Below are 12,947 nucleotides of genomic sequence, written 5' to 3' on the forward strand. Positions count from 1 at the left end.
CAAGTCAGTAAATATGTTTAACCTAAACTAGGGTTTTACCGTAGACAATAACTTGTACTATTATATAATAACTTCCCATGACCCAAGCCGTAAAAGAAAATCCAAAAACAAAACCTCACTATGCAGGACACAGACAACGCCTTAAAGAAAGGTTTTTATCCTCCGGAAAAGGCGTGTTGCCTGATTATGAAATATTGGAAATGCTTTTATTCGCATCTCACCCAAGAGGTGATGTAAAACCCCTTGCCAAAGAGCTTATCTCGGCATTTGGCAGTCTGGCGAAGGTATTAAATGCGTCCGAGCCTGAACTTGCAACGATAAAAGGCGTTAACATATCCGCAATAGCCCATATCAGGGTGGTACAGGAAGCTGCCGAACGCCTTTTAAAAGAAGATATTGATGACAGACCTATCTTACAAAGCTGGAAGGCTTTGCTTGATTATTGCAGGGCAAGCATGGGGCATTTGAAGTCGGAGCAATTCCGTATCCTGTTCCTTAATAAAAGAAATATCCTTATATCGGACGAGTTACAGGAAACCGGCACTGTTGACCAGACTCCCGTATATCCTCGTGAAATAGTAAAAAGGGCATTACATCTGGAAGCTTCCGCCATAATCCTAGTACATAATCATCCATCAGGTGACGTTAAGCCGTCACCGGCTGATATTAACCTGACAAAACAGATAATAAAAGCCCTCGATACGGTTAATATAATAGTCCATGACCATTTGATAGTTTCGTCCAAGAACCACTATTCCTTCAAAACCAACCGGCTTATCTAGGAAAAACTTGCATTTACCTCCTGCACTTTTATGGTATTGTTATAGTTATTATAAAAATAAGGGAATTAAAATGAAAAGTATCATAACACTTTTTATCATAATGATATTTTCCTCTGTTGCGGTAAATGCTCAGGAAATAACTACGGCAAATATCGAGCAGGAAAATTTATTAGTATTAAAATCCGTTCAGGGTGGTCAGGCAAAAGAAGCCTGTAGCAAAAAACATTCCGTAGGGGATTCTAATACTATTTTAAGGGCGGTTCAAAAATGTATCACAGACGGAATACAGGTAGTGGATAAAGAGCAAACCAACCTTAATGTAAGTCAGTTCTGCAACTTAAAACCCAATCAGATAAAATACGGATTTACTTCCGACAATAAGTGCAAAAGAAAGTTTGTAGACGTGATAGCCGATAATTGGATATTATTTTAATTAAATAATAAAGTCAAAACCAACGAAATATTGAATTTGTAGACGATATTCAGGTAAAAAAATTAATTTTCTTCGGATTTGAAAAATATTTGTAATAATCTCACACTATACTTGTCATATCTTCACTTTTAGAAGCTATGTCTTTTGAATGTGTTATCCCCAGCCTTGGTACGGATCATGTAAGATTAATTTTATATGAAAACCGTGCCAAGGTTTTTTTAATGTGGAAATGCACAAAAGGCTACTATAATATACGGTCTATACTAATAAAAAATATGGAGTAATTTGACAATGTCCGATTTAAACAGATTAGGTGGTGAAAATAAATCTAAAGAGTCGTTATCTTCTGACAGGGAAGATAAAAACAAAGAAACCGCTTCAGGTTTACGTGAGCTTTCAGCAGCCGAAAAAGAATTGATAGCCAACCTAAGAGCCGCCCCTCCGGGGAAACAGGGCATGGAAGTTATAGCTAATTTTGTTGCCGGAGATATCAAAATGGACGGCAAAAGACTTTCCGAAGCGTTAGCAGGTTCTTCACTGGTTGCCGACTTTAACGACCCAAGAGAGCTTGAGCCTTCTGCCCTTCAGCAAAAAATAACCCGAAAAGCCGATGAGCTAAAACAGGAAAATAAAATATCCGAAACAGATGTGGGAACTGTAAAGCAAAAATCCGAGTCCCTTAAAAAGCCCGAGGTAGCCGAAGCTGTAAAAGAATTTGCCGAACGCTCAAAAGAATCTTCTAAAGAAAACACCCCTGCGAAAGCTCCGGGGTCGTTCACAAGTTCTTTCTTAAAAGAAGAGGAAGAAGCCGAAGCCGATATCCGTCAGGACAAAGGAATAGGCAGATAGTCTAATCTAAATATATTTCATCACATTTTTTCGTGGATTGGTTTTTTATTTGTGGTATAAAACTTTACAAATTAAAACCCAAAAAGCGGAAGATGTGATGAAATTTTTTGTAGATACTGCAGATATAAACGAAATAAAAGAACTTGCCCAAACAGGGCTAATCGACGGGGTTACAACAAACCCTTCCCTTATAATGAAATCCGGCAGAGATTTCATAGAAACCATCAAAGAAATATGCTCAATAGTTGAAGGTGATGTAAGTGCCGAGGTGATAGCTACCGAATATGACGGCATGATGAAAGAAGCCGACAAGCTTAAGGAAATAGCATCAAACGTCGTGATAAAACTTCCCCTTACATGGGACGGACTAAGGGCTTGTAAGAGCCTTACCGATGACGGCGTAAAAGTTAACGTTACATTATGCTTTTCGGCAAATCAGGCAATACTTGCCGCAAAAGCAGGTGCTACATATGTGTCACCGTTTGTCGGAAGGCTTGACGATATCGGGCAGGACGGTCTTGATTTGATATCCGATATCTGTCGCATATACGCAAATTATCCGGACTTTGAAACCGAAGTTCTTGTCGCATCTATCAGACATCCTATCCATTTGCTTGAAAGTGCGAAAATGGGAGCACATGTGGCAACGCTACCTGCGAAAGTCATAAAACAACTATTTAACCACCCGCTTACCGATAAAGGTCTGGAAACGTTCCTTGCCGACTGGGAAAAAACAAAACAGACTATTGTTTAAGTCGGCGTTAAGTGCTAGTGATAGTGTTTAATCGGTATTAGTTATAACCGATATTAAAACACCGACACAGGCAGATGCAGACATTACAGGACGTAGTAAAACAGTGGTATTCATATCTGAAAAATGAACGGCAATACTCCGCTCATACCTTAAGGGCTTACCAGAGCGACCTTATTTCTTTTTTCGACTTTCAAAACCACCACCGAGGGGAAGCGGTTACTTTATCTGTTCTTGAAAAATTAGAAGTAAGGGATTTCAGGGCGTGGCTTGCACACAGGCAGCGTTCCGCTATGAGCAATAAAGCTACGGCAAGGGCTGTTTCAACCATACGCAGCTTCTATAAATATATCGAAAAGCAGGAGATAATCAAAAACCATGCCGTGTTCAGTGTAAGTTCTCCCAAAGTAACAAAATCCGTGCCAAGGGCATTAAGTTCGACAGATGCAGTAGATGCCGGTAGTGCAATAGGTCAGTTATCCGATGAAGACTGGGTGTCAAAAAGGGATATGGCACTACTTACACTTATATACGGTTGCGGTTTGAGAATAAGCGAGGCACTCAGCCTTACTATTACCGACCTGCCTATAGGTGAATCACTAAAAATTACAGGTAAAGGTAACAAAGAAAGGGAAGTTCCCGTCCTGCCTATAGTCAGGGACAGAATAAACGAATATGTAGACGCATGCCCTTTTAACATGAATGAGAGTATTTTTATAGGTGTCAGAGGAGGTAGTCTAACTCCCGAAGTATTCCGCAGACAGCTTAAAAACCTAAGATGTATGCTGGGGCTTCCCGATTCTGCTACACCGCACGCCTTCCGCCACAGTTTTGCAACCCACCTGCTGGAAAAAGGCGTAGGTTTAAGGGAAATTCAGGAATTACTGGGTCATTCAAGCCTTGCGTCAACTCAGATATATACCAAGGTTGACACCAAAAATCTTTTAGAAGCTTTTGAAAAAGCACACCCCAAAGGGTGATGGACAGTTATAAAGATTTTAATAAATTGACTTTCCGTTAATCTATACTTACAAAAAAGACCGTCTGCAATAAAATGGGATTAGATTATGCTTGGAAAATTATTCGGTCAAAAGACAAATCGGGAAGATAAGGAATACAGCCAAAAAGAAACACAGGACTTGTCAAAAAAATTCATAAAAAATTATGTTGCAAGTTCAGGCAGTAACAGCGAAACGGTAAATAATGTTATCCGTCCGCTATACAAAGAAATCAGTCAGGATACGCAAATACAAAAATACAAGAGCGTAATTGAAGATATCAAGTCAGGACAATATAATAAAGAAAGCCTGCAAATATTTGCCGGTATGCTGTTCAAGGAGCTTCATAAAGAGAAAAAGGACGGTGTATATGAGGATATGGCAAAAAATCTGGCGGCAGATGTAGTTTTAGAAGAAGATACAAAAAGAAGTAATACAAGATTAAAAACAAAAGCCGGAAAATTGTTAGATGCATACCGCACTTCCGCACAACAGGTAAGGCAAATAAGGCAAGATGCCGAATTTGCCAAAGCTATACAAGAAGGTCTTAGGCTTGATGAGGATACGGAAAAAGCAGTAAAATTATCAAGGAAAAGTACAAACAGGTCGGACACCGACGAAGAAGAAAAGCGTGAGGAAGGGGAGTATATGCGGCAGAGTGATGATAGTTTTTATAATATCGATGCTGATATTCAGCCCAATATACCCTATTCAGGTTCAAGCTCCGAACATACCGATAGAGAATTGGCAATGAAGCTGCAACAAGAAGAAGATAATAAAGCAACAGCAACTATTTCCGCAAAGCCTAAGCGTATCAAATTTCAAGAGCGTGTTCCTAAAAAAAATGATATCAGCCCTGATGAAATATTACGCCGAAGACAACAAAGAAGCGAACAAAGTCAGGATATGTTAAATACCATAGGCGGATATATGCCGTTACTGTAATTTGTAATAGTCGTAACTTGATGTGACAGATTGCTCTGCTTATATATTTTTTACCTAAGTTAACGTGTTTATCTCGCCCGTGGGGTTTGATACTCCGGCAAACTTTCCGGTGTTACTTTTCGTTTCTTGTGGGCAGGGAGTTCTTTTAATTCTGATGCGGCAAGTTTATTCTCCGGCAAAGATTCACGCTTTCTTACTTCATGGAGGTTTTTAAGACCGGCTTCATAACTTTCAAGTGCGTCAACAAGAGGATATAAGAGCATTATCTGTTCTTCCCGAATTGAAAAATTAGGAGTTATTCCTTGCGGCTCTCTGCTATCTTTTTTAGGTACTTCCGAAGCTTGTGGAGGTATCAGGCTATCAAGAGTTTTTTTAGTTACAGGTAATATTTGATTATTTACGAATGGTTCGTTGTTTCTTATATCAACCGATATATTATCTGCTTTATCACTTTTGGTAGGTATGCCGATATATTGATATACCGTATATCTTTGCGTATCAGCCTGATAAGACAGATTGCCGGCTTCTATATTTAGATAGTCGGAAACACTTACGGCATATTCTTCAGCTTTTTTCCGGAAATATTTATTTTGTAAAATAGTTTCAAGTAAGTCATTGTTTTCTTCTTCAACACTACTATGCATTTTGGGAAGTAAGTCGGATACGTTTTTAGCGTTTTTAGCGGTTTTTATTAATTCTAATGTTGTAAAATTCGGTTTTTTAGATAGCATATCTCACCATGTTTCTATGATTTCAAAATTGCAAGCGTGCAACACTTGTTAAAATAATGCTAATTTTTTAGTATATCAAGAAAAATGATTATACCCTTCTTTTGTCGGCTTGATGGGTCTTGAATTACTATCAAGGAACAATACGTCTTTGTTTTTGGTGATGTCGCCTATGTAAAAACAGCCCTTCGGTGCTTTTACCTCAGACGGGATAGTAAATATAAGCTCATAATCATCACCGCCGGTTATAAGTTTTTCGATGTTCACACCGCTTTTTACCGCATCTTCCGATAAAGGTATATTGTCCGTATTAATTACCGCACCCACTCCAGATGTGCCGCATATATGCTTTAAGTCCGCAACAAGACCGTCAGATATATCGGTGCATGATGACGCAATATCCAAAAGTTTAATGCCGAGTTTTATCTTCGGCTCAGGCATTAGATATCTATTTTGTAAATACGATGATTTAATATCAAGTTTTTTTGAAAGTATCTGTAAGCCTAAATAACTATCGCCGATAGTTCCGCTTACATATATTTTATCCCCCTGCCTTGCCCCTGATTTTTTCAATGCCTTTCCATTCGGTACTTCTCCGATAGCCGTCAGGCTAAATGACATCTTGCCGTCATGGGCTACCGTATCACCTCCGATTATGTATCCGCCGAATTTTTCCGTGGCAGACCTCAAACCTTCCGCAAAACCTGCTATCCACTGCTCATCGGTGCTTTTGGGTAATATCATGGCGATTAAATAAGCCTTAGGCGTTGCCCCCATAGCCGCAAGGTCGGAAACGTTAATGGCTACAAGTTTATGTGCTATCTGTTCAGGCGTTTCATTGCCGAAAAAATGTGTACCCTCCGTAATGGCGTCTTTAGTAAGTATAAGCTCTTTGCCGATAGTCGGGGTATAAATTGCAGCATCGTCTTTTAATCCCAAGGCCCCCTTATAACCTTGTGCAAGCGGTGTGAAATATTTCTGAATTATACCGAATTCATCCATATATTTAAGACCTTACCTCATGCCCTATCTTATCCAGAATACCGTTTACGAAACCAACTTCTTTCTCGTCAAAAAATGAACGGGTTATACCCACATACTCGTTAATTATTATCTTAAGGTGGGTACCACCGTGGTTCATCATCTCAAAAACCGCAGTACGTAATATGCTCAGCATAACCGGTCCAAGCCTTTCTATCTTCCAGCCGTCACCCAGTTTTGATACTATCGATTTGTCAAGTATGGTTTTGTTCTCACAAACTCCTTGTATAAGCTCGTTCAAAAATTCCTGATCAAGATTTTTATTCTTCCCTTCAGTTTCGTAGTAAAACTCAATAATATCTATCATTAACTCACCGGGGGTCTTGCTTTTGTCGCTTAACTCATTAATTTCAGAGGAATATAATGCTTTAACAGCCGCAAGGCGTGTGTTAGTACGTTTTCCGCCTGATTGTGCTTTGTCCTTCATCTTATACGCCCATATTTTCTTTTAGTTTTAGCATAGCAATTGCGGCATTGGCAGCTTTACCGCCAACATTCTTCTGCTCCTTGTCGGCACGTACGTTTGCCTGTTGACGGTTTTCTGCCGTTATAACACCGTAACCTATCGCAACATTGTGTTTTATAGCCAAATCGTTCAAACCCCTTGCACTTTCATTACACACGTAGTCATAATGAGTCGTTTCACCCCGTATAACGCAACCAAGTGCAATATACGCATCATATTTTTCCGCTGCTATCGCCATAGATATGGCAGCAGGTAGCTCAAATACACCAGGTACATTAATAACCTCAAACTCAAGACCGGCTTCCATAACCGTATCTATAGCCGCTTTGGTCATATTATCGGCTATTTCTTCGTAGAATCTTGCCTGTACAATAAGGATTTTCTTCATATTTTTAAATTAATTAAGGTTGTGTAGTGTTAATACTACATGGGCGGCTTTTCTTCAAGCAGGAATTATTATTCTGCAATATTAGCACCCAAACAGCGGATTTTTCTTTAGATGTTTTTTAAAACTAAAAAATTCACTGAATAAGTATAAATAAAAAATGAAAAATTAAATAAAAACAATACGTTGATCGGCTAAGGTGTTTGTCATATTTGTAATAAAAACTCAACATTTGATTGTTATAATCAATAAATAGAGTAAGTTTATTATTATATACGGGAGGGGTATAATGATAAGTCGATTTAGACTTATGCTTTGTTTTTTCATTATAGTATTTTTCCATTGTAAAACGGTTTATGCCGATGAGTTCAAACAGTTAACTGTTAAAGAAATCGGTGATAGCGTCCTTTTTGATTGTAACAAAAACGATAGCTGCGGTATAAATGAAGATAATACTATAAGCAACCTTCAAAAGGCATGCACTCAAAAAAACAAAATGCTACAAGAAAACACTGATGACAACATCAAAAAATGTACCGGAAAAGCATATAAAGGAATGAAAGAGCTTTATAGTTATTATTACTGATAACTTGTTATTTCAAACTTGAACTTAAGTAATTTATAATTATGCTGTCGTTGTTTTGTATAAAAAGGACGAATAATGCATAGTAAAAATTTCACTTTGGGTATTTCGTGTAATGATACTATGGGAATAGTTGCCGCTGTTTCCGGGTTCTTAGCCGATAATAAATGTTTTATAATCGAGTCTGCCCAGATGGGTGATGCCTCAACCGGTAAATTTTTCCTTAGGGTGGTCTTCGATACTAAAAACGGTGTAGGCACTAAAACTCTTTTCTCGGAGAAATTCAAACCTGTGGCCGATAAGTTCAACATGGACTGGAACTTGCATGATAATGCCGAAAAGCAAAGGCTGCTTATCCTTGTTTCAAAGCAGGGACATTGTTTGAACGATCTGTTACACAGATATGCAAGCGGCTCTTTGCACGTTGAAATAGCCGGTGTTATATCAAACCACAATGATATGGAAAAAATGGTTAGAAACTATGACGTGCCGTTTTACCATATGCCGGTTTCAAATGATAACCGTGAAACTCAGGAGCGTCAGATACTTGAATTCATCGAAAATGAAGAAGTCGACCTTACCGTACTGGCTCGCTATATGCAGATACTTTCCCCGAATATTGTAAAACATATTGAGGGTAGGGCAATAAACATACATCATTCATTCCTGCCGGGATTCAAAGGTGCAAAGCCGTATCATCAGGCATATGACAGGGGAGTTAAGATAATAGGTGCAACTGCACATTATGTTTCAAACGAACTGGACGAAGGGCCTATAATCGAACAGGAAGTTACCCGTGTCAACCATTCCGACACTCCCGACCGGCTACTTGCCATAGGGCGTGATATTGAAAGCATAGTGCTTTCCCGTGCAGTGAAATACCATGTCGAACACAGGGTTATACCCAACGGCAATAAGACGGTGGTGTTTAATTAAGACATCTTTAGCAGTATTCATTATAGACGTATTTTGTCATCAGCCGAACTTGCTTGTATAGTATTTCCAAAATTTGTTGATAGTTGTCATCCCCGCCTCCGTGCGGGGATCTTCTGTCAGTTAAAACAGATCCCCCTATAATTTGCTTCGCAAATTCGGGGGATGACATTATCATTAAAAATTAGAAACACTATAGTTCGGGCATAGAAAACACGTGAGAAGCAAAAGCTAATCACTTATATTTTTCAGTACCCTTCACAGCCAGCATATCGGCTCGTTCATTGCCGTCATGTCCTGCATGACCTTTTACCCAGTGCCATTTAACGTCATGTTTGGCTATCATCTTATCAAGCTCTTGCCATAAATCGTCATTTTTCACGGGTTTTTTAGCGGCGGTTTTCCAGCCGTTTTTTTTCCAGTTATGAATCCATTTGGTAATACCGTCTTTAACATAAGTGCTATCGGTATAAAGGTCTATTTCGCTTTTTGTTTTTATCGCCTCTAGGGCTTTTATAGCGGCGGTTAATTCCATACGGTTATTGGTGGTTTCTTTTTCTCCGCCGAAAATTTCTTTTTCATGTTTTCCGTAGGTAAGCAACGCCCCCCAGCCTCCGGGACCGGGATTGCCCGAACATGCACCGTCCGTATATATCGTTATTTTTTTCACTATTTTACCATTTTGCCGTTTATCAATTACAAGCCGTATTCGCTATGCGACTTTATGCCGTTATGGAACCTTAATTTCTGTAAATATTCCATAGGGTCTTTCGGTTTTACCAAAGCACCCTCTACCGGGTTGAACCAATCATAAAGCCTTGTCAGCAAAAACCTTAAAGCTGCCCCACCTGCCAATATGGGCAATGCGTTTAATTCTTCTTCAGAGATTTTCCTTACTCCGTTATATGAATTAAGAAATTTTTTTGCCTTTGTTATGTTGAATTCATTGTTATTTTCAAAGCACCATGCGTTAAGACATATCGCAAGGTCATACATAAGATAATCATTACAGGCAAAATAATAATCGATGATACCTACTAATTTTCCGTCCTGAAAAAAAACATTATCGGGGAACAGGTCGGCATGTACCACGCCCGAATAAAGCGACTTCGGCCAGTTAACCGTATATTTACCCAGTTCATCTTCTATTTCCGCCCTTAATCCTTTTCGCAGAGAATCTACATTATCCTTAACGGAATTAAACAGGCTTCCCCATGCGTTCAGGGAGAAATTATTTTTAAGTTCCATATCAAAATCGCTTGCGGCAATATGCATTTTCGCCAAATTAGCTCCAAGCTCACAAAGATGCTCGTTCCTGATATTTTTAGTATTTTTACCTTTGAGGAAGCTTACTATAGCACACGATCTGTCATTTACTTTTGACAAATTAGTGCCGTTTTTATTTTTTATAGGTATCGGACATGGAACACCCTTCTTTGACAAATGCTCCATAAGATTAAGATAAAAAGGCAGATCTTCGGTCTTTACCCTTTTTTCATAAATAGTCAGTACATATTTAGACTTATCCGTTGTCAGGAAATAATTGGAATTTTCTATCCCCTGCTCAATAGCCTGCAAATTCACGGCTTTTCCGATATCATAATCTGCAATGAGTTCATCAAGCTGTTCGTCAGAAACTATAGTATAGACTGCCATTTATTCCTTACAAAAATTTAACCGATAAAGATTTTCTTTCTAAAGTAAGGTTATAAATTGTGCAAGTTTAAAATACCTTTGCACACCTCTTAACGAATTAACTATTTGATGGAATTGAAAATAATATAATGTTATTAATTTACAATAATAACGGTGACGGGGTAAGAAATGGCATTTGCGAAGATGGTATTACAAGCGGCTCAAAAAAGCAGTAAAACTTTTTCCTCTCAAGTTTCGGCTATTACGAAGAACCGTACTATTACTAGCGATGATAAAAATGCGGAAGGCTGGACACAAACAATAGGTATGCGCCCCGGTCAGCAGGATTTCGGTCTATACGAACAATGGGATACCGCCGGTTTATATAGCCTTGACCATACGGGTTCATTGAACAAAGCTTTTACAAAAGGTCATCAGGCAATTCAGGGATTTTTCAGGTCGGGGACGGTTGCCGCCGGCATGTTAAGGACGGAAAAGGAAACATCTTTATTTAGCTGCGGTGATTGTTCGGTTGCGTTATTCTTCCCGCAAAGCCCGAACAGTGACGGCTCTCCGATTTTAATACCGCCCGCACGTTCGGAAGATGTGGTTATCGGCAAAGACGGTTCAAGGCTAAAAGTAGGCGGGCATGTTGCTATAGAGAACGAGGAAAATTTTCCGACAGTAAAACCGACACCGATAATAAAAACCCTCTCCAATGACCAATTAAAGGAATATTCAAAGGAACATGGTGCTGCCATGATTATTGCAGCCTCGGACGGAGCAAGGGGATATTATGAAGATGATGTGGACTTTGAGGAGTTATACCGTCTGATGCAGGACAAGGATGCAAAAGATCCTGTAAAACACTCAAGACAACAGCTTTTAAGACAGGCAGAAAAAGCTTTTAAAAATGATAAGATACCGACTGATAACCAGACTATGTTCTTTGACTACCTGCCCGATGCCGACAAGGTAACTTTCCTTTTATTATGTGACGGTCACGGTCAGGAGGGCGACAAAGTGGCAAGGACGGTAGCAAAGCAGGCAAGCAGTATAATCGAATCATCAATAAAGGTTCTGTATAGAGCTGACGGCAAGGAAAACTCTCGCTAAATTTACTATAACGGCAGTTTTATTACAACCCTCAGCCCTCCCATAGGGCTTTCATCGAGTGATATATTACCGCTATACCCTACCACAATATCTTTTGCGATAGCCAGACCAAGACCGGTAGAACCGCTTTCTAAATGCCTTGACTTATCAAGTCTGTAAAAAGGCTTAAAGGCAAGTTCCCGTTTATCCGCAGGGATTCCCGAACCATTATCGTCAACCATGATAATTATGTTTTTTTCAGAAGTACCGACACTGATTTCCACCTGATTCCCATAACGTAATGCGTTATCAAGAATATTGGTAATAACACGTCTGAAGGCGTTTGAATTTATGTGCATTACCGCACCCGCCTTCACTTTTAGTTCTATATTTTTATGATGCTTCCTATATCCGGATACTATACTTCGAAGCAGGTCGGAAATATTTACTGAAGAATCGATTACCCTTTCTTTTCCTTTAGCAAAGTCCAGATATCCCTGTATCATCTTTTCCATTTCGGTGATGTCTTCTTCGAGTTCTTGTATTTCTTTTGACCGGCCCATCATAGCAAGCTGTAACTTGATACGGGTTAGAGGCGTTCTGAGGTCGTGTGATACCCCTGCCAGCATTTCGGTTCTTTGTTCTATATGCCTTCGGATACGGTCACGCATCTCAATAAAGGCGTGTGCCACCTGCCTGACCTCGGTTGCACCCGTAGGTTTGAACGTTCCGCAATCCTGCCCTTTACCGAACTTGTCTGCGGCATTTGCAACCTCACTTATTGAGCGTACCTGATTCCGCATAAACAGTATCGATATCACTACGAATATTATTGCCGTTCCCGTCATCCACATAACAAATATGTATGTAGTAGGGTTTGCTACCCTTTTTTTAGAAATACCTACTTTCAAAACACCCTTATCAAGCTGGATATCAATACCGATATTCAAGCGTTCATCAAGGTGGTACATCACAAATTTATTATTTATGCGGCTTGTTAATACCGATGTAAAATTGCCGAATGTTTCGCTTATATCTATTTTGGATTTATCAATTTTTTGATTTTCGTAGAAATTAAGGTCAAGATACATATTTTCACCGGCAGTCTTTAGCACCTTATCCTTGTGTACGGCATCATCATTTATTGTTTTTACGATAAATGCTATATCCCCTGCCAGTGCGGTCGCCATATGTTTACTTACGCCGCTCCAGTGCCTTTCATAGAATATATAGACGGCTACAAGCTGCACGATAATATTGGGCAGCAATATTATCAGCAAAAAACGTCCGAACAGTGAGTGTGGCAAAAATTTCTTTATCATG

16 protein-coding genes are annotated in these 12,947 nt (G+C 39.3%); 9 read left to right on the forward strand and 7 right to left on the reverse strand.

The window, feature by feature from the left end; translation table 11 throughout:
• Window positions 1-77: 77 nt before the first annotated feature.
• From radC to O2942_06020, 6 genes are all read left to right on the forward strand, one after another.
• The gene (radC, locus tag O2942_05995) at window positions 78-782 is read left to right on the forward strand and encodes a DNA repair protein RadC (GenBank protein MDA0781799.1); all 705 of its coding nucleotides are present in this window, start codon (window positions 78-80) and stop codon (window positions 780-782) included.
• 70 nt (window positions 783-852) lie between these two features.
• Window positions 853-1,215, forward strand: a complete 363-nt coding sequence (locus O2942_06000; protein MDA0781800.1) for a hypothetical protein — start codon at window positions 853-855, stop codon at window positions 1,213-1,215.
• A 291-nt stretch (window positions 1,216-1,506) separates the two neighbouring features.
• Window positions 1,507-2,064, forward strand: coding sequence for a hypothetical protein (locus tag O2942_06005; protein ID MDA0781801.1), 558 nt, complete (start codon window positions 1,507-1,509; stop codon window positions 2,062-2,064).
• A 97-nt stretch (window positions 2,065-2,161) separates the two neighbouring features.
• A complete protein-coding gene (gene fsa, locus O2942_06010) occupies window positions 2,162-2,818 on the forward strand; it encodes a fructose-6-phosphate aldolase (protein ID MDA0781802.1) in 657 nt (218 codons plus the stop codon).
• A 74-nt stretch (window positions 2,819-2,892) separates the two neighbouring features.
• Window positions 2,893-3,795 (forward strand): tyrosine recombinase XerC, encoded by a 903-nt coding sequence (locus tag O2942_06015; protein ID MDA0781803.1) that lies wholly within the window; start codon window positions 2,893-2,895, stop codon window positions 3,793-3,795.
• Window positions 3,796-3,882: 87 nt separating this feature from the next.
• Entirely contained in the window at window positions 3,883-4,758 is an 876-nt protein-coding gene (locus O2942_06020; GenBank protein MDA0781804.1) for a hypothetical protein, read from the forward strand.
• Window positions 4,759-4,826: 68 nt separating this feature from the next.
• Here the strand turns inward: O2942_06020 and O2942_06025 are convergent, their stop codons facing one another.
• The 4 genes from O2942_06025 to O2942_06040 form a co-directional block, all read right to left on the reverse strand.
• The gene (locus O2942_06025; GenBank protein ID MDA0781805.1) at window positions 4,827-5,489 is read right to left on the reverse strand and encodes a hypothetical protein; all 663 of its coding nucleotides are present in this window, start codon (window positions 5,487-5,489) and stop codon (window positions 4,827-4,829) included.
• Window positions 5,490-5,564: 75 nt separating this feature from the next.
• A complete protein-coding gene (thiL, locus tag O2942_06030; GenBank protein MDA0781806.1) occupies window positions 5,565-6,488 on the reverse strand; it encodes a thiamine-phosphate kinase in 924 nt (307 codons plus the stop codon).
• Window positions 6,489-6,492: 4 nt separating this feature from the next.
• On the reverse strand, window positions 6,493-6,954 hold the full coding sequence (nusB, locus tag O2942_06035; GenBank protein ID MDA0781807.1) for a transcription antitermination factor NusB: 462 nt from the start codon (window positions 6,952-6,954) through the stop codon (window positions 6,493-6,495).
• A 1-nt stretch (window position 6,955) separates the two neighbouring features.
• Entirely contained in the window at window positions 6,956-7,381 is a 426-nt protein-coding gene (locus O2942_06040; protein ID MDA0781808.1) for a 6,7-dimethyl-8-ribityllumazine synthase, read from the reverse strand.
• 286 nt (window positions 7,382-7,667) lie between these two features.
• On the opposite strand from O2942_06040, the gene O2942_06045 reads away from it, so the two are divergent.
• Together O2942_06045 and purU are read left to right on the forward strand one after the other, a co-directional pair.
• Complete coding sequence (locus O2942_06045) at window positions 7,668-7,964, forward strand: hypothetical protein (GenBank protein ID MDA0781809.1); 297 nt, start codon at window positions 7,668-7,670, stop codon at window positions 7,962-7,964.
• 75 nt (window positions 7,965-8,039) lie between these two features.
• A complete protein-coding gene (purU, locus tag O2942_06050) occupies window positions 8,040-8,897 on the forward strand; it encodes a formyltetrahydrofolate deformylase (protein MDA0781810.1) in 858 nt (285 codons plus the stop codon).
• Window positions 8,898-9,129: 232 nt separating this feature from the next.
• Here the strand turns inward: purU and rnhA are convergent, their stop codons facing one another.
• Window positions 9,130-9,564 carry a ribonuclease HI gene (rnhA, locus tag O2942_06055; GenBank protein ID MDA0781811.1) on the reverse strand — a complete coding sequence of 145 codons (435 nt, stop codon included), beginning with the start codon at window positions 9,562-9,564 and terminating at the stop codon, window positions 9,130-9,132.
• 26 nt (window positions 9,565-9,590) lie between these two features.
• Entirely contained in the window at window positions 9,591-10,550 is a 960-nt protein-coding gene (locus O2942_06060; protein MDA0781812.1) for a homoserine kinase, read from the reverse strand.
• Window positions 10,551-10,718: 168 nt separating this feature from the next.
• Here O2942_06060 and O2942_06065 point away from each other — a divergent pair, with 168 nt between their 5' ends.
• Window positions 10,719-11,645: a hypothetical protein gene (locus O2942_06065; protein ID MDA0781813.1), complete on the forward strand. Its 927-nt coding sequence runs from the start codon at window positions 10,719-10,721 to the stop codon at window positions 11,643-11,645.
• Window positions 11,646-11,650: 5 nt separating this feature from the next.
• On the opposite strand, the gene O2942_06070 is transcribed toward O2942_06065, so the two are convergent.
• Complete coding sequence (locus O2942_06070) at window positions 11,651-12,946, reverse strand: ATP-binding protein (GenBank protein ID MDA0781814.1); 1,296 nt, start codon at window positions 12,944-12,946, stop codon at window positions 11,651-11,653.
• Window position 12,947 lies beyond the last annotated feature (1 nt).

This window comes from Pseudomonadota bacterium (assembly GCA_027620075.1).
Lineage (GTDB): Bacteria > Pseudomonadota > Alphaproteobacteria > Rickettsiales > UBA6187 > 1-14-0-20-39-49.